Origin of the sequence: Tenacibaculum mesophilum (assembly GCF_003867075.1) — a bacterium.
Lineage (GTDB): Bacteria > Bacteroidota > Bacteroidia > Flavobacteriales > Flavobacteriaceae > Polaribacter > Polaribacter mesophilus.
Window position 1 is genome coordinate 2,797,463 of sequence record NZ_CP032544.1, and the last position, 16,025, is coordinate 2,813,487.

Genomic DNA, 16,025 nt, shown 5'->3' on the forward strand with positions numbered 1-16,025 from the left:
GTTATAAAAAATCCCTGTCTTTTTGGATTTCAATAGGTTTTATGGTTTTCTATCTTCCATCAATCCCTTTTTTTATAATTCTTGAGTATATGCAAAATAGAAAATTATTTTTTGTATTAGATGTTTTAACAATTTTAATGGGATTACTTATAATTTATGGATTATTATGCAGCAACAAGAAGGAGAGATATTAATTATTTCGACATTAATTATAATAATTGTTATTGTTTTTTTAATTGTACTGTTTACAATTTTTCAACGCCGTAAAAATAAACTGTTGCAAGAAAGAGATAAAAACAAAAAACGTTATGAACGAGAAATTGCTGAAACTCAGATAGAAATAAGAGAAGAGACTTTAAGAAATATTAGTTGGGAGTTGCATGATAATATAGGTCAACTCCTAACTTTAGCAAAAATACAATTACAACATGCCTCTCCTGACAATATGGGAGAAATCTCAGAAATTATAGCAAAAAGTTTAACAGAAGTAAGAGCCTTATCAAAAATAATTAATCCTGATTTTATTAATAATATAAAATTAAGAAAAGCTTTAGAATTAGAGATTGAACGATTCAATAGATTGAATTATATCGAAGCAAGTTTAAGAGTAATAGGAGAAGAAATAGAAATAAATCAAAAGCATGGAATAGTAATTTTTAGAATCCTTCAAGAGTTTTTTTCTAATACTATAAAGCATTCTAAAGCATCTAAATTAAATGTGTTTTTGAGTTATAAAGAAGATTCAATAGAGGTAAAAGCTCAAGATAATGGAGTAGGCTTTGATATGGAAAGAGCTAGATTTAAAGGCTTAGGATTGCAGAATATAAAAGCAAGAGCAAAACTAATTAATGCGGAAACAAAGTTTATGTCAGAGCCCCAAAAAGGTACAGGTTTAATAATAAATTACTATATTTAAAGAACTTTAGTGTATTTCCCCAACAACTAATAACGAAATATAACCCACAAAAATTATGAAATACTCAGTTGTTGTTGTAGATGATCATACGTTATTATCACAAGCTATTGAAGGTATGGTAAATACTTTTGATAAATTCAAGGTGCTTTACACTTGCAAAAATGGTAAAGAAGTTGAAGAAAAGTTTTTGGCATCACCTAAAAATATACCAGATTTAGTTTTAGTAGATGTTAATATGCCTGTGATGAACGGTATTGAAACTACAGAGTGGATAGTGAATAACTACCCACAAGTACATGTTATGGCATTGTCTGTAGAGGACGCTGACGGCACTATTTTAAAAATGTTAAAAGCTGGTGCTGTAGGGTACCTGCTAAAAGATACTAAGAAAGAAATTTTAGAGAAAGCGTTGTTAGAAATGATGGACAACGGATTTTATCATACCAGAAATGTTACCACGTTATTGTTAGATTCCGTTTCAGGAAAGAACTCACGAAATAACCTAGCGTTTAAGGATAATGAAATAACTTTTATGAAGCTAGCATGCTCGGAATTAACATACAAAGAGATTGCTGAAAAAATGTTTTTAAGCCCAAAAACAATTGATGGTTATCGAGATAGTCTATTTACAAAGTTAAATGTAAGAAATAGAGTGGGCTTGGTTATGTATGCCATAAAAAATAAAATTTACACTCCGTAATTTTATGCTTAAATTTGCAGCATGGAAGAAACAAATAGACAGAGAAAAATAGCAGGAGTGTTGCAACAGGATTTGGTAGACGTTTTACAACGTGCTGCTCAAGATGGAATGAAGGGAGTGATTATATCGGTTTCTAAAGTTTCGGTTACTGCCGATTTGGGAGTAGCAAAAGTATACTTAAGTGTTTTCCCTTCAGAAAAAAGAGATGAAATTATTGAAGGAGTAAAATCTAATACACCCTTAATTCGTCATGAATTAGCACAACGAACAAAAAATCAATTACGAAGAATGCCAGAATTGTTGTTCTTTGGAGATGATAGTTTGGATTATATTGAGGATATTGATAAGTCTTTAAAAGGAGAAGATGTAGACCCAATAAAAAATCCAGATGTTCTGCCTCGTCGTCAAAAACGTTAATAATTTTTGTTACTTTGGCTAGCTAAATTTATGAATGCTTGAACTTTCCTTTATACATAGCTAAGAGATACTTATTTTCTAAAACAAGTACTAATGCAATAAATATAATCACAGCAATAGCTGTTTTTGGTGTTGTAGTTGGTACCTTGGCTTTGTTTGTTGTATTATCTGGTTTCTCAGGATTAAAAACGTTTAGTGATTCATTACTTAATGCTTCTGATCCCGATATAAAAATTACCGCATCTAAAGGAAAGACTTTCCTGTACTCTCAAAAAATAGATAGTATTTTACAGCAAAACAAAGAGATAGAAGCTGCATCAAAAGTAGTGGAAGAACGTGTTTTTTTAAAGTATAAAAACAAAGAGCACATAGCTCAAATTAAAGGAGTAGATTCTAATTATCCAAGAATTATTCCGACTGATTCTTTGCTGACAGTAGGTACTTGGATTGACGAAGAGTATAAAAATACGGCGGTAGTTGGGTATGGAATATCGTATAAACTATCACTGGGTATTTTTAATTTTGGGGAAGCACTTCAAATTTTAGTGCCTAAACCAGGAAAAGGATTTATCAATGCTAATAATGCTTTTCGATCTGTTTCTACACAAATAGTAGGAGTATATACAGGTGCGGAAGAATTTCAGAACAAATATGTGTTTACTGAAACTTCACTTGCTCAAGAATTGTTAGGATACGACGATAATCAAATTACGGGTGTTGAACTTCGCTTAAAAGAAGGGGTAAATCTTGATACATTCCAAAATAACTTACAAAATGTTTTAGGAGATGAATTAAAAGTGCAAACCCGCGCACAGTTAAATACGTTATATTATAAAGTGATTAATACCGAAAACTTCATTTCGTATTTAATCTTTACGTTAATTGTTGCTATAGCTTTGTTTAATGTGATAGGGTCAATTATCATGATGATTATCGATAAACGTCAAAACCTAAAAACGCTGTTTAATTTAGGAAGTAGTATAAACGATATAAAAAAGATATTCGTACTGCAAGGTTTCTTACTAACACTTGTAGGAATGACAATAGGAATTGCTTTAGGTGTTATCATTGTAATAATACAACAACGTTTTGAGTTGCTAATGATTACACAAAATCTAGCATACCCAGTAGAGTTTAAGTGGATAAACTTATTGGTAGTGGTTGTTACAATTTCAGCTTTAGGATATTTAGCAGCAAAAATTGCAAGTTCAAGGATTTCAAAAAGTTTTATTGAACGATAAGTTTTTATTTACCCTATTTCAGGAATCGTTGCATTTCCAAACTTAGCTTGTACTTCGTCAAAAGCTGCAAAAACATCTTTAGGATCGTCAGAAGTAACCATTTTCATTCTGTGTTCTTTAAAATGTGGAATTCCCTTAAAATAGTTTGTATAGTGTCTTCTTGTTTCTACAACACCTAAATGTTCACCTTTCCAGTCAATAGACATTTCTAAATGACGACGAGCCATGTCAACACGTTCAGAAATTGTTGGTTTAGATAAATGTTCGCCAGTTTTAAAATAATGTTTTACCTCATTAAAAAACCAAGGATATCCAATAGAAGCACGACCAATCATACAACCATCTAATCCGTATTTGTCACGCATTTCCATGGCTTTTTCAGGAGAATCAACATCCCCATTTCCAAACACAGGAATATGCATTCTTGGGTTGTTTTTTACTTCAGCAATTGGAGCCCAGTCAGCATTACCCTTGTACATTTGAGCACGCGTACGCCCATGAATAGAGATTGCTTTACAGCCAACATCTTGCAAACGTTCGGCAACTTCAACAATTCGAATAGAATCATGGTCCCAACCCAAACGAGTTTTTACAGTAATAGGTAAGTTGGTGTGTTTAACCATTGCTTCGGTAAGTTTTACCATCAAGTCAATATCCTTTAAAATTCCAGCCCCAGCTCCTTTAGAAACTACTTTTTTTACTGGGCAACCGAAATTGATATCAATAATATCTGGATTCGTTTTTTCAACAATCTCAACTGAACGTAACATAGAATCTAAATTTGCGCCAAAAATTTGAATCCCCACGGGGCGCTCCTTTTCGTAAATATCTAGCTTCATTACACTCTTTGCTGCATCGCGAATCAATCCTTCCGAAGAAATAAATTCAGTATACACCACATCAGCACCGTTTTCTTTACATAAAGCTCTAAACGGTGGATCACTCACATCTTCCATTGGCGCTAATAACAGCGGGAAATCAGGAAGTTCTATGTTACCTATTTTTATCATGCTGCAAAGTTACTTTTTTTTAAGTAATTATGTATATTTCGCTTTTTAACTCACAAACTTTTTTATTGAAACTTCCTTTTGAGCCTATTTTGTTCGGTTACACGATTAATATTCATCTTGTTTTAGAATATTTAGCATTTTTTTTAGCTTTTCGTTATTATGTTTTCTTGCGTAAGAAAAAAGAAGACGATATTTCTTCTCAGAATAGGTTGTCAATTATTTTAGGAGCTGCAGCTGGAGCTTTAATTGGTTCTCGATTGGTGGGAGTGTTAGAAAATCCTTTAGTCTCTTTTTCTACAGAAAACATAATTCAAATTTTGAATACAAAAACAATTATGGGAGGCTTGTTTGGTGGCTTGTTAGGTGTTGAAATTGCGAAAAAAATAATAGGAGAAACAAAATCGTCGGGTGATTTGTTTGTGCTCCCAATAATTGTAGGAATTTTTATAGGAAGGATAGGATGTTTTCTTTCTGGAATTAATGAATTTACTTATGGAAGAGAAACTGCTTCTTTCTTAGGTATGGATTTAGGGGATGGAGTATTAAGGCACCCAGTTGCATTATATGAGCTTGTGTTTTTAGTAGGGTTATTCATCAGTTTAAAATACCTAAAGAAAGAATACATTTTACAATCAGGAGAACTTTTTAAGTTTTTTATGTTAGCTTATTTTGGTTTTCGCTTTTGTATAGAGTTTTTAAAACCCAATACTTTTTTAATTTTTGGTTTAAGCACTATTCAAATACTATGTATAGTTTGTTATGTATATTACACAAAATTTATAATTCTAAAAATAAAAAATGCCAGAAAGAAAATATAACTACTACGATTTTACATTGAGTTTATGTCCTGAATGTTTAAAAAGAGTAGATGCCAAAATAGTATTTGAAGACGACAAGGTTTATATGCTTAAGCGTTGTAGAGAACATGGAAGTTCAAAAGTGTTAATAGCAGATGATATTGAATATTATAAAAATATCAGAAACTATAACAAACCTAGTGAAATGCCCTATACGTTTAATACAAAAACAGATTATGGATGTCCTTATGATTGCGGATTATGTCCAGATCATGAACAGCATTCATGTTTAACCGTTGTTGAGGTTACCGATAGATGTAATTTAACTTGCCCTACTTGTTATGCAGGTTCATCACCTACGTATGGACGCCATCGAACACTAGAAGAAGTAAAAGCGATGTTAGATGCTGTGGTGAAAAATGAAAAAGAACCTGATGTAGTACAAATCAGTGGAGGAGAGCCAACGATACACCCTCAATTTTGGGAAATTTTAGACTATGCAAAATCACTTCCTATCCGACATTTAATGTTGAATACTAACGGGATTAAAATAGCGAAAGACGTTGCTTTTGCTGAACGATTGAAAACCTATACACCCGATTTTGAAATTTACTTACAGTTTGATTCCTTTGAAGATAGTGTGTTGAGAGAGTTGAGAGGAGCAGACTTGAATGAAATTCGCAGACAAGCAATCGAAAACTTGAATAAGTTAAATCTATCAACAACTTTAGTAGTTACGCTTCAAAAAGGATTAAATGATCACGAAATAGGTAAAGTAATTGATTATGCCTTGCAGCAAAAGTGTGTGAGAGGGGTTACGTTTCAACCAACACAAATAGCTGGAAGGTTAGAAGGCTTTAATCCAGAAACGGATAGAATGACGCTTACTGAAGTTAGAAGAAAAATAATGGAACAAACAGATGTTTTCAACGCTGACGATTTAATTCCAGTACCTTGTAATCCTGATGCTTTGGTAATGGGATATGCTCTAAAATTGGGAGGAGAAGTGTTTCCGTTAACTAGGTATATTAATCCCAATGATTTGTTAGATAATAGTAAAAACACCATTATTTATGAGCAAGATGAAGCGCTACACGGAAAAATGATAGAGTTATTTAGTACGGGGAATTCTGTTGAAGTGGCAGAAGAAAATTTAAAATCAATCATGTGTTGTTTACCAAATATTGATGCGCCAGAGTTAGGGTACGATAATTTATTTAGAGTTATAATCATGCAGTTTATTGATGCTTATAATTTTGATGTACGAGCGGTAAAAAAATCATGTGTACACATAGTAGATAAAGACAATAAAATTATTCCTTTTGAAACAATGAATCTCTTTTATAGGGATGATAAAAAAGAATATTTAGAAAAGTTAAGACAAGAAATATAAGAAAAAGGATATGGTATTTTTAGAAGTAGGCGATCTTTCAGGTTTATTCGTAATTATAGGTTTAATTATGTTTGGTCCACCCGTGTTACTAGCTGTTATTGGAGCAGCTATTAGAAAAAAAAGTAAAACAGCTTCAAAAATATTTTACATACTAGCTGTTTTGTATCTGATAATTGGATTAGGTATATGTGGTAGTATGCTTACCTAAATAAGAGTATAATTTTCGCTATTTATTTTGTTTGTAGTAGCCTGCAAATAAAGTATCTTTGCAAATTACAAGTAGTTAGAATTACGACGAATGAATCCATTCTAGATATTGAGCTAATAAAAGTTTATGTTACATGTTTAGAAATGGCTTGAGAAACTTTACATTGAATGAAGAACATTAGAAATTTTTGCATAATTGCACATATTGATCATGGTAAAAGTACCCTTGCAGATAGATTATTAGACTATACAGGGTCGGTTACTGAGCGTGAAAAACAAAATCAGTTACTTGATAACATGGATTTAGAACGTGAACGTGGAATTACCATTAAGTCACACGCTATTCAGATGGACTATGTTTATGAAGGTGAAGATTATATATTAAACCTAATTGACACTCCAGGTCACGTAGATTTTTCTTATGAAGTTTCTCGTTCTATTGCAGCATGTGAAGGAGCATTGCTAATTGTAGATGCGGCACAAAGTATACAAGCACAAACTATTTCTAACTTATACCTAGCGTTAGAAAATGATTTGGAAATTATTCCAGTATTAAATAAAGTAGATTTACCTTCAGCAAACCCAGAGGAAGTAACAGATGATATTGTTGATTTATTAGGGTGTGAGCCAGAAGATGTAATTCACGCAAGTGGAAAAACAGGTTTTGGAGTAGATAATATTTTAAAGGCAATTATTGAAAAAATTCCTTCACCGAGTGGAAATCCCGATGCACCTTTAAAAGCATTGATTTTCGATTCAGTATACAATTCGTATCGTGGAATTGAAACCTACTTTAGAGTAATTGATGGTTCTATTAAAAAGAATCAACAAATAAAGTTTATGGCTACAGGAAGGCAGTATGGAGCCGATGAAGTAGGAACTTTAAAACTAAGCCAAGTTGTAAAAAACGAAATAAAAACAGGTGATGTAGGGTATTTAATTACAGGAATTAAAGCAGCGAAGGAAGTAAAAGTAGGAGATACTATTACCGATTTTGCCAATCCAACTACAGATAGAATTGAAGGATTTGAAGATGTAAAACCAATGGTATTCGCAGGAATTTACCCTGTAGATACTGAAGATTACGAGGAACTACGTGCTTCAATGGAAAAGCTACAATTAAATGATGCTTCCTTAGTTTTTCAACCAGAAAGTTCAGCAGCACTTGGTTTTGGTTTCCGATGTGGATTCTTAGGAATGTTACACATGGAAATTATTCAAGAGCGTCTAGAACGTGAATTTAATATGACGGTAATTACTACGGTTCCTAACGTAAGTTACCATGCATTCACGAAGAAAAATCCTGATGAGGTTATTATAGTGAATAACCCATCAGATTTACCAGATCCATCAAAGTTAGATAGGGTAGAAGAACCATTTATCAAAGCTTCAATTATTACAAAGGCCGATTTTGTAGGACAAGTAATGTCGCTTTGTATTGAAAAACGCGGACAAATTGTAAATCAAACTTATTTAACTCCAGAGCGAGTGGAGTTAATTTTTGATATGCCGTTGGCAGAAATCGTTTTTGATTTTTACGATAGATTAAAAACAGTATCTAAAGGATATGCGTCGTTCGATTATCATCCAATAGGAATGCAAAAGTCAAAGTTAGTTCGTGTAGATATGTTACTTAATGGACAAATAGTTGATGCGCTTTCAGCTCTATTACACGATAGTAATGCGTATTCAATAGGAAAACGTATTTGTGAAAAGTTAAAAGAATTGATTCCAAGACAACAATTTGATATTCCTATTCAAGCAGCAATTGGAGCAAAAATTATTGCTCGTGAAACTGTAAAAGCTTTACGTAAAGATGTAACTGCAAAATGTTATGGAGGAGATATTTCTCGTAAACGTAAATTATTAGAGAAGCAGAAAAAAGGTAAAAAACGTATGCGTCAAGTAGGAAATGTAGAAATTCCACAGCAAGCGTTTATGGCAGTGTTGAAGTTGAATGACTAGTTTTTTTGAAATTAGAATAGATAAACAAGAACATATAAAAACCCCGTTTTGATGAAATCAAAACGGGGTTTTTATATTAGATTATCAAATTTCCAAATTGTTACATTAAATTTTAATCCCTATTTCCTAAAACTTGCAAAGCCCAATACAATAGCATTGCTAAAGAACCTAGAGCAGCTACTAAATACGTTCTTGCAGCCCATTTTAAAGCGTCTTTAGATCCAGCTAGTTCTTCACGAGTAACCATGTTTTTATTTTCTAACCAAGCTAAGGCTCTATTACTCGCATCATACTCAACAGGTAAGGTAACAAAGCTAAAAACAGTACCTAAAGCCATAAATGCTAAACCAGCTAAAGCAATATAAAAACCAATACCTGTACTACCAGAAGCAGCACCAAAAGCAATACCACCAATTACCATCCATTGAGAAAAACGAGAAGTAATACTTACCATAGGTACTAGTTTAGATCGCATTTGTAAATATTGATAAGCTCTAGCATGCTGTACAGCATGCCCTACCTCGTGAGCAGCTACAGCAGCTGCGGCAGCATTTCGTTGGTTGTACACAGCTTCACTCAAGTTTACAGTTTTGTTTTGAGGGTTGTAATGATCGGTTAACATACCTGGTGTAGAAATTACCTGAACATCGTAAATACCGTGATCAGCTAGCATTTTTTGTGCAATTTCAGCACCACTCATACCGTTTCGTAAATGAACTTGAGAGTATTTTTTAAACTTTCTTTTTAACGTATTACTCACTAACCAACTGAAAAGAGATATAATACCAATTAGAATATAAAATCCTATCATAATCTATATAGTTTTAAAATTTTGTATCATTTTTGTTGGTTAAATTTACAACATAAATTATTCCAAATTATTAACGGTATAAAAAAATGTCAAAATGGCAAATCAACCTAAAATTTTAATAGTTTACACAGGCGGAACTATTGGTATGGTTAAAGACTATAATACGGGAGCGTTAAAAGCATTTGATTTTAGTCAAATCTCAAGTAAAATTCCAGAATTACAGCAGCTTAATTGCGAAATTAATACAATATCGTTTGATGAACCAATTGATTCATCAAACATGAGTGTACATTATTATATACAAATAGCAGATATAATCTCCGATAATTATGACAAGTTTGACGGATTTGTAGTGCTAACGGGCTCAGACACCATGTCGTATACATCGTCTACAATAAGTTTTATGTTTGAAAATTTACAAAAGCCTGTGATTTTTACGGGATCACAATTGCCTATTGGAGATTTACGTACAGATGCTAAAGAAAATTTAATTACATCTATACAAGTAGCATCAGCCTATGAAAATGGCAAACCAGTAATTCAAGAAGTAGGATTATATTTTGAATATAAATTATATAGAGCAAACAGAACTACAAAAATAAATGCTGAACAATTCGAAGCATTTGCTTCTATGAACTATCCCCCTTTAGCAGAAAGTGGTGTGCATTTAAACTTTAATTATCCATTATTACTTAAACCTAAAGAAAATCAAAGTGATTTAGTAGTAAGAAAGAACCTTGATAATCACGTGGCTATTTTAAAGTTATTTCCAGGTATTACAGAATCTGTAGTGAGAAGTTTTATGAATATCCCAGATTTAAAAGGTATTATTTTAGAAACTTACGGATCAGGAAATGCACCAACCGAAAAATGGTTTGTTGATTTATTAGAGGAATCGGTTAGCAAAGGAATTTACATAGTTAACGTAACTCAATGTAAAGGAGGAAGTGTAATTTTAGGACATTATGAAACAAGTTCAGAATTAAAACGCATTGGTATTGTTGATGGTAAGGATATTACAACAGAAACAGCCATTGCTAAAATGATGTATTTGTTAGGAGAAAAGCTTTCAAAAGAAGATTTTACGCATTATTTTCAAACACCCCTAAGGGGAGAAATGGCATAGTTTGTAAATAAATCGTTAATTTTGTGCTTGTAACTGCTTGAAATAGTATAGAAAAGAGTTAAAAAAGGAGTGATTAATAGAAATCCTAGAGATTTTTTTTAATGTACCAACATTTTTTTGTTACTTGCCACTCTGTAAAATTAAAAGCGTAATAAGTACAAGTAAAGAATTACTTATTTGTAAAAAATTAAGTTTTTCATGGTAAAATTTGTATTTTTAACCCGTTAACTATTTAAAATTAATTATAACAAAATGAAAAAAGTAGTAAATATCCTAACTATTGCAGGATTTATGTTTTTAGGAGCTATTCAGTCAACTTATGCTCAAGACGCAGCAGCGGCAGAAGGATCAGAAACTTTTCACCAAATCTTAAAAAGATACTTTATTGATGGTGGGCCTGGTTTTATGGGAATTGTATTAGTAGCCTTAATTTTAGGTTTAGCCATTGCAATTGAAAGAATTATTTATTTAAACATGGCTACAACTAATACTAAAAAATTAGTAGCTAGCGTTGACGAAGCATTAAGTTCAGGTGGTGTAGAAGCTGCTAAAGAAGTTTGTAGAAATACAAAAGGTCCTGTTGCCTCTATCTTTTACCAAGGTTTAGAAAGAGCAGATGAAGGATTAGAAGCTGCTGAAAAAGCTGTTGTAGGATACGGTGGTGTACAAATGGGCTTATTAGAAAAGAACATTTCATGGATTTCGTTATTTATTGCGTTAGCACCAATGTTAGGATTTATGGGGACTGTAATTGGTATGATCGGAGCATTTGATTCGATTGCTGTAGCTAACGATATTTCTCCTGCAGTAGTAGCAACTGGTATTAAAGTAGCACTTTTAACTACAGTATTTGGATTAATAGTAGCAATTATCTTACAAATTTTTTATAACTACATTATCTCTAAGGTAGATAGTATTGTTAATAATATGGAAGATGCATCTATTTCTTTAATCGACTTACTAGCTAAGTATAAAAAATAATTAAAGAATGAAGAACAGTAAATTAATAACAATAATAGTAGCATTGCTTTCTCTAGTAGGGATAGTCTTGTTTATTATGACAATGGGAGCTGATGAAGAGGATCCAATTGCTTTATCAAAGGCAGTTTCTCCGTTAGTAACTTATTCGCTGATATTACTAATATTAACAGCAGGAGTTACAGTTTTAGCTTCAATTTTGAGTTTATTTAAGAATCCAGAAGCTTTGAAGAAGTCATTACTTGGCTTATTAGCGATGGGAGTGTTATTAGTAATTTCTTATATGCTTGCTAGTGATAGCCAAGTTTTAGGGGCTACTAAAGAGGTTGTAGCTGAAGCAGGTAGTAGTGTTTCTAAATACACAAGTACAGGTATTTGGCTAAGTATTATATTAATAGTAATCGCAGGAGGTTTCTTTGTTTGGGATTTATTAAAAGGAATAGTTAAATCATAAGTTAATATGGCAAGAAGAGAAAACCCAGAAATTAATGCAGGTTCGATGGCAGATATTGCCTTCTTGCTACTTATCTTTTTCCTTGTAACAACTACAATGGATGTTGATTCAGGTATCCCAAAAAAGTTAGCTGAAAAAACTGATGTAGAGCCACCAATTATTAAAGAGAAAAATATTTTTCAAGTTAGTATCAACCGTAATAATCAACTTTTAGTTGAAGAAGAAATTATGGAGTTGAAAGACTTAAAAGATGCAGCAATCAAATTTATAGATAATGGTGGAGGTATTGGTAATCCAATGCCAGGAAAAGAAGCAGGAGCTGCTTGTGATTACTGTAAAGGTGAAAAAGACCCTGAGTCGTCAGATCATCCAAACAAAGCAGTAATTTCTGTTGAAAGCGATAGAGGTACTGAATTCGGTACGTATGTAGCTGTACAGAATGAGTTATTAAGGGCTTATACAGAGTTGCGTGATAGATTGTGCCAAGAGAAATATGGTATGAGCTTTACTGAGTTAGAACAAGCTTTTAAAGACAGCGCAAGAAAAGATGAGTCATTAAGAAAGAAAGTTGAAGATATTAAAGCGAGTTATCCTCAAATTATATCTGATTCTGAACCAACAAATGTTCAATAATAGTAAAACAATAGAATATGTCTAAATTTAAAAAGAAGAAAAAAGGATTGCCAGCATTATCCACGGCGTCTTTACCAGATATTGTTTTCATGTTATTATTCTTCTTCATGGTAACTACTACCATGAGAGAAACAGATTTACAAATAGATTCACCTCGTTTACCAAGTGCCAGTGAGGTAAAGAAGCTTGAGCGTAAAAGTTTGGTGAGTACAATTTATGTTGGTAAAGCTAAAGACCCAAAGTATGGAACAGGGTACAATAGAATACAGTTAAATGATAAAATAGCGACTCCAGATGAAGTTCCTTCTTTTATCTATCTTGAAAGAGATAATGTTTCTGAAGCAGAAGTACCTTTTATGACAACTTCTATAAAAGCAGATAGAGAATCGAGTGTAGGTACATTAGCTGACATTCGTGAGAAATTAAGAGATGTTAACGCTCTTAAATTAAGTTTATCTACTCACAAGGGAGATGTTATTAAGAAGTAATTACTTTTAAATAAAACAAAAAGAGCAATCAATAGATTGCTCTTTTTTTATACAAAAAAAGTATCTTTATCGTTAGTTAATTATCTATGAAGTATATAGTAAGTTTTTTCGTGTTTTTTCTGTCATTAACTACTTTTTGCCAGAAAGATTCTTTACAGTTAGGGGATAAGTATTGGGAAGATCAGTTATACATTGATATAACATATAACTTATTAAAAGATCAACCAGATGGAATCGGGAAGACTGGTTTCTCTTATGGTCTAGGTGTCGGTTACATGAAGGATATACCCTTTAATATAAATGGTAGAACAGCAATGGCTATAGGTTTAGGGTATAATTATGACTCATTCAGTCATGGGTTAAAAGTGCTAGAAGGAAATGTAAAAGAGTATGAAACTGACCCAGACATTTCATCCAACAAAATAAAACTTCACAATTTAGAAATGCCTATTCAGTTTAGATGGCGATCTTCAGATGCAAATACGTATTCATTTTGGCGTTTTTATGCGGGTTTTAAAGTCTCTTATAACATAAGTAATAGCTTTCGATACGACTCACCAACAGGAAGAGTTAGTTTTTCAAATATTGAAAAATACAATAAATGGCAAGCAGGATTAACTTTGTCTGCAGGTTATGGTACATTTAATTTCCATGTATATTACGGATTGTCACCTATGTTTAAAAATGTAACTCTGAATGGAAAATCAATAGATAGTAAAATAGTTAAATTAGGCCTAAGCTTTTATTTACTATAATACACAATAGGCAATAAAAGGACTTAATAAGCCAATAAAAAAACCTAAGTATACTTCTCTTACCTTATGAGCTTTTAAATGTAATCTTGAGCTTGCAAGAATGCCAGCTAAAAAAATAAATGATATAATTATAGGGAGTACATAAACAGCTTGTATTTGTTGAAACAATAAGAAATATCCAACTGCAACTCCCATAGAAAACAAATGGAGGCTTCCTTTAATTTTAAAAGGAAATAGCAAGTAAATAAAGCCTAAACCAAATACAGTTCCGTAAAAGAGGTAGCTAACGTCTTTTAAAATACTCATACTAGCAAACATTTTTCCTAGAATTAAAAATAAAGTCATCATAAAGAAAATTGGAAATTTTCGTTCGTTTATACTATATACGCGAAAAGATTTTATGTGACCAATAGACTTTAAGAAAACTAGCAGAAGCATAGGTATAATGTATGTAGCTACAAATACTATTGCCAATATAGTATATTGTTGTTGTTTATTTAAGCTTATTGGAGAAAGTAGGAAATACAATATAACTCCTATAGTAGGCATTACAATAGGGTGAAGAATGGTTGATATGAATTTATGCCATCGCATTAAATTTCTTTGCGTAACCTCGCGACAGGAATGTCTAATTGTTCACGATATTTAGCAACTGTTCTTCTAGCGATAGGGTATCCTTTTTCTTTTAAAATTTTAGATAATTTTTCATCGGTAAGAGGTTTTCGTTTGTCTTCCTCTGTAATTACAGTTTCTAAAATTTTCTTAATTTCTCTAGTTGAAACATCTTCTCCTTGGTCGTTTTTCATCGATTCAGAAAAGAATTCCTTAATCAATTTTGTACCGTAAGGTGTAGAAACATACTTACTACTAGCAACACGAGAAACAGTTGAGACGTCCATACCAATTTCGTCAGCAATATCTTTTAAAATCATAGGTTTTAACTTACGCTCATCACCTGTTAAAAAATATGCTGACTGACGATGCATAATCGCATTCATTGTTACTAAAAGGGTCTGCTGACGTTGTTTTATAGCATCAATAAACCATTTTGCAGCATCTAATTTTTGCTTTATAAAGAGTACAGCATCTTTTTGAGATTTAGTTTTCTCTTTAGAATCTTGATACCCTTTTAACATATTGTTGTATTCTCTAGAAACATGCAATTCTGGAGCGTTACGAGAGTTCAAAGTTAAATCTAAGTTCCCATCAATAATTTTAATTGAAAAATCGGGAACTATTTGCTCTGCTATTTTATTATTTCCAGCGTAAGAACTTCCAGGTTTTGGGTTTAGTTTGCTTATTTCGCTAATAATCTCCTTTAATTGTTCTTCAGAAATATTGAATTTTTCTAGAAGCTTCTTGTAGTGCTTTTTAACAAAATGATCAAAAGCTTCTTCTAAAATTCTTATTGCTAATGCTCTGCTTTCATTCTCAGATTTAGCTTTTAATTGAATGATTAAACACTCTTTTAAATTTAAAGCACCTACACCAGTAGGGTCTAATTTTTGAACAACATTTATCAAAACATTTTGTACTTTTTCCTCAGTAGTAAAAACATTTTGGGTAAAAGCTAAGTCGTCAACTAGATCTATAATATCTCTACGTATATAACCGCTATCATCAATACTACCCACTAAAAACTCAGCAATAGCACGTTCTTCTTCGTCAATTCTAAAAGTATTTAATTGATTTTTTAAAGATTGATGAAAGCTAGTACCTGCTGCATAAGGAATTTGCTTGTCTTCATCATCTGAAGAATAGTTGTTAGTTTGCGTTTTATAACTAGGGTATTCATCATCACTTAAATACTCATCAATGTTTATATCTTCAGCATCTATTTTTTCATTACCCGAATCGTCATAATCAACATCATTGGCTAAGCTATCCTCAAAATTTTCAGGCTCGTCTTTACCAGTATCTAATGCGGGATTTTCTTCAATTTCTTGTTTCAAACGTTCTTCAAAAGCTTGCGTAGGCAATTGAATTAACTTCATCAACTGTATTTGTTGTGGAGATAATTTTTGAAGTAATTTTTGATGTAAACTTTGTTTTAGCATATATACAAAGATATGAAATAGGACAAAAAAAATCGCCATTCGTAAAGGAATGACGATTGATATTTATAAGTTTTATG

At 32.1% G+C, this 16,025-nt stretch carries 18 protein-coding genes; 14 read left to right on the forward strand and 4 right to left on the reverse strand.

Going from position 1 to position 16,025, the window contains the following annotated elements:
• The first annotated feature begins 166 nt into the window (after nucleotides 1-166).
• Genes D6200_RS12670 through D6200_RS12685 form a run of 4 tightly spaced genes read left to right on the forward strand, consistent with a single transcriptional unit; the run spans nucleotide 167 to nucleotide 3,274 of the window.
• The gene (locus D6200_RS12670; RefSeq protein WP_073182099.1) at nucleotides 167-916 is read left to right on the forward strand and encodes a sensor histidine kinase; all 750 of its coding nucleotides are present in this window, start codon (nucleotides 167-169) and stop codon (nucleotides 914-916) included.
• 52 nt (nucleotides 917-968) lie between these two features.
• On the forward strand, nucleotides 969-1,616 hold the full coding sequence (locus D6200_RS12675) for a response regulator transcription factor (RefSeq protein ID WP_082118668.1): 648 nt from the start codon (nucleotides 969-971) through the stop codon (nucleotides 1,614-1,616).
• Between the two features lie 21 nt (nucleotides 1,617-1,637).
• On the forward strand, nucleotides 1,638-2,033 hold the full coding sequence (gene rbfA / locus D6200_RS12680; RefSeq protein WP_047789979.1) for a 30S ribosome-binding factor RbfA: 396 nt from the start codon (nucleotides 1,638-1,640) through the stop codon (nucleotides 2,031-2,033).
• A 38-nt stretch (nucleotides 2,034-2,071) separates the two neighbouring features.
• Nucleotides 2,072-3,274, forward strand: coding sequence for an ABC transporter permease (locus tag D6200_RS12685; RefSeq protein ID WP_073182098.1), 1,203 nt, complete (start codon nucleotides 2,072-2,074; stop codon nucleotides 3,272-3,274).
• Between the two features lie 8 nt (nucleotides 3,275-3,282).
• Here D6200_RS12685 and dusB read toward each other — a convergent pair whose 3' ends face one another.
• Nucleotides 3,283-4,284: a tRNA dihydrouridine synthase DusB gene (dusB, locus tag D6200_RS12690; RefSeq protein ID WP_047789981.1), complete on the reverse strand. Its 1,002-nt coding sequence runs from the start codon at nucleotides 4,282-4,284 to the stop codon at nucleotides 3,283-3,285.
• Between the two features lie 65 nt (nucleotides 4,285-4,349).
• On the opposite strand from dusB, the gene D6200_RS12695 reads away from it, so the two are divergent.
• The 4 genes from D6200_RS12695 to lepA all read left to right on the forward strand — a co-directional run bounded on the left by D6200_RS12695 (nucleotide 4,350) and on the right by lepA (nucleotide 8,646).
• On the forward strand, nucleotides 4,350-5,102 hold the full coding sequence (locus D6200_RS12695) for a prolipoprotein diacylglyceryl transferase (RefSeq protein ID WP_047790050.1): 753 nt from the start codon (nucleotides 4,350-4,352) through the stop codon (nucleotides 5,100-5,102).
• Nucleotides 5,083-6,474, forward strand: a complete 1,392-nt coding sequence (locus tag D6200_RS12700; RefSeq protein WP_073182096.1) for a radical SAM protein — start codon at nucleotides 5,083-5,085, stop codon at nucleotides 6,472-6,474. Before D6200_RS12695 ends, D6200_RS12700 begins: the two co-directional genes overlap by 20 nt.
• Nucleotides 6,475-6,484: 10 nt before the next feature.
• Nucleotides 6,485-6,682, forward strand: a complete 198-nt coding sequence (locus tag D6200_RS12705; RefSeq protein WP_073182094.1) for a hypothetical protein — start codon at nucleotides 6,485-6,487, stop codon at nucleotides 6,680-6,682.
• Between the two features lie 167 nt (nucleotides 6,683-6,849).
• Entirely contained in the window at nucleotides 6,850-8,646 is a 1,797-nt protein-coding gene (gene lepA / locus D6200_RS12710; RefSeq protein ID WP_073182092.1) for a translation elongation factor 4, read from the forward strand.
• A 112-nt stretch (nucleotides 8,647-8,758) separates the two neighbouring features.
• Here the strand turns inward: lepA and D6200_RS12715 are convergent, their stop codons facing one another.
• Nucleotides 8,759-9,457 carry a zinc metallopeptidase gene (locus tag D6200_RS12715; protein ID WP_047789985.1) on the reverse strand — a complete coding sequence of 233 codons (699 nt, stop codon included), beginning with the start codon at nucleotides 9,455-9,457 and terminating at the stop codon, nucleotides 8,759-8,761.
• A 94-nt stretch (nucleotides 9,458-9,551) separates the two neighbouring features.
• Between D6200_RS12715 and D6200_RS12720 the strand changes: the two genes are divergently transcribed.
• From D6200_RS12720 to D6200_RS12745, 6 genes are all read left to right on the forward strand, one after another.
• The gene (locus D6200_RS12720; RefSeq protein ID WP_073182090.1) at nucleotides 9,552-10,583 is read left to right on the forward strand and encodes an asparaginase; all 1,032 of its coding nucleotides are present in this window, start codon (nucleotides 9,552-9,554) and stop codon (nucleotides 10,581-10,583) included.
• 252 nt (nucleotides 10,584-10,835) lie between these two features.
• Complete coding sequence (locus tag D6200_RS12725) at nucleotides 10,836-11,564, forward strand: MotA/TolQ/ExbB proton channel family protein (RefSeq protein WP_073182089.1); 729 nt, start codon at nucleotides 10,836-10,838, stop codon at nucleotides 11,562-11,564.
• 7 nt (nucleotides 11,565-11,571) lie between these two features.
• Nucleotides 11,572-12,015, forward strand: coding sequence for a hypothetical protein (locus tag D6200_RS12730; protein ID WP_073182087.1), 444 nt, complete (start codon nucleotides 11,572-11,574; stop codon nucleotides 12,013-12,015).
• 6 nt (nucleotides 12,016-12,021) lie between these two features.
• The gene (locus D6200_RS12735; RefSeq protein WP_073182085.1) at nucleotides 12,022-12,648 is read left to right on the forward strand and encodes an ExbD/TolR family protein; all 627 of its coding nucleotides are present in this window, start codon (nucleotides 12,022-12,024) and stop codon (nucleotides 12,646-12,648) included.
• Nucleotides 12,649-12,665: 17 nt separating this feature from the next.
• Entirely contained in the window at nucleotides 12,666-13,136 is a 471-nt protein-coding gene (locus D6200_RS12740; RefSeq protein ID WP_047789990.1) for an ExbD/TolR family protein, read from the forward strand.
• 86 nt (nucleotides 13,137-13,222) lie between these two features.
• Entirely contained in the window at nucleotides 13,223-13,891 is a 669-nt protein-coding gene (locus D6200_RS12745; RefSeq protein ID WP_073182083.1) for a porin family protein, read from the forward strand.
• Here D6200_RS12745 and D6200_RS12750 read toward each other — a convergent pair.
• Together D6200_RS12750 and rpoN are read right to left on the reverse strand one after the other, a co-directional pair.
• Complete coding sequence (locus D6200_RS12750) at nucleotides 13,886-14,485, reverse strand: hypothetical protein (RefSeq protein WP_073182081.1); 600 nt, start codon at nucleotides 14,483-14,485, stop codon at nucleotides 13,886-13,888. The genes D6200_RS12745 and D6200_RS12750 overlap by 6 nt on opposite strands.
• Nucleotides 14,485-15,948, reverse strand: a complete 1,464-nt coding sequence (gene rpoN, locus D6200_RS12755; RefSeq protein WP_073182079.1) for an RNA polymerase factor sigma-54 — start codon at nucleotides 15,946-15,948, stop codon at nucleotides 14,485-14,487. The genes D6200_RS12750 and rpoN overlap by 1 nt, the downstream gene beginning before the upstream one ends.
• Nucleotides 15,949-16,025: the final 77 nt, after the last annotated feature.

Coding starts and splice junctions, on each gene's coding strand:
- D6200_RS12670 (WP_073182099.1), top strand. CDS start 167: ATGCAGCAACAAGAAGGAGAGATATTAATTATTTCGACATTAATTATA.
- rbfA (WP_047789979.1), top strand. CDS start 1,638: ATGGAAGAAACAAATAGACAGAGAAAAATAGCAGGAGTGTTGCAACAG.
- dusB (WP_047789981.1), bottom strand. CDS start 4,284: ATGATAAAAATAGGTAACATAGAACTTCCTGATTTCCCGCTGTTATTA.
- D6200_RS12700 (WP_073182096.1), top strand. CDS start 5,083: ATGCCAGAAAGAAAATATAACTACTACGATTTTACATTGAGTTTATGT.
- D6200_RS12705 (WP_073182094.1), top strand. CDS start 6,485: ATGGTATTTTTAGAAGTAGGCGATCTTTCAGGTTTATTCGTAATTATA.
- lepA (WP_073182092.1), top strand. CDS start 6,850: ATGAAGAACATTAGAAATTTTTGCATAATTGCACATATTGATCATGGT.
- D6200_RS12715 (WP_047789985.1), bottom strand. CDS start 9,457: ATGATAGGATTTTATATTCTAATTGGTATTATATCTCTTTTCAGTTGG.
- D6200_RS12720 (WP_073182090.1), top strand. CDS start 9,552: ATGGCAAATCAACCTAAAATTTTAATAGTTTACACAGGCGGAACTATT.
- D6200_RS12725 (WP_073182089.1), top strand. CDS start 10,836: ATGAAAAAAGTAGTAAATATCCTAACTATTGCAGGATTTATGTTTTTA.
- D6200_RS12730 (WP_073182087.1), top strand. CDS start 11,572: ATGAAGAACAGTAAATTAATAACAATAATAGTAGCATTGCTTTCTCTA.
- D6200_RS12735 (WP_073182085.1), top strand. CDS start 12,022: ATGGCAAGAAGAGAAAACCCAGAAATTAATGCAGGTTCGATGGCAGAT.
- D6200_RS12740 (WP_047789990.1), top strand. CDS start 12,666: ATGTCTAAATTTAAAAAGAAGAAAAAAGGATTGCCAGCATTATCCACG.
- D6200_RS12745 (WP_073182083.1), top strand. CDS start 13,223: ATGAAGTATATAGTAAGTTTTTTCGTGTTTTTTCTGTCATTAACTACT.
- D6200_RS12750 (WP_073182081.1), bottom strand. CDS start 14,485: ATGCGATGGCATAAATTCATATCAACCATTCTTCACCCTATTGTAATG.
- rpoN (WP_073182079.1), bottom strand. CDS start 15,948: ATGCTAAAACAAAGTTTACATCAAAAATTACTTCAAAAATTATCTCCA.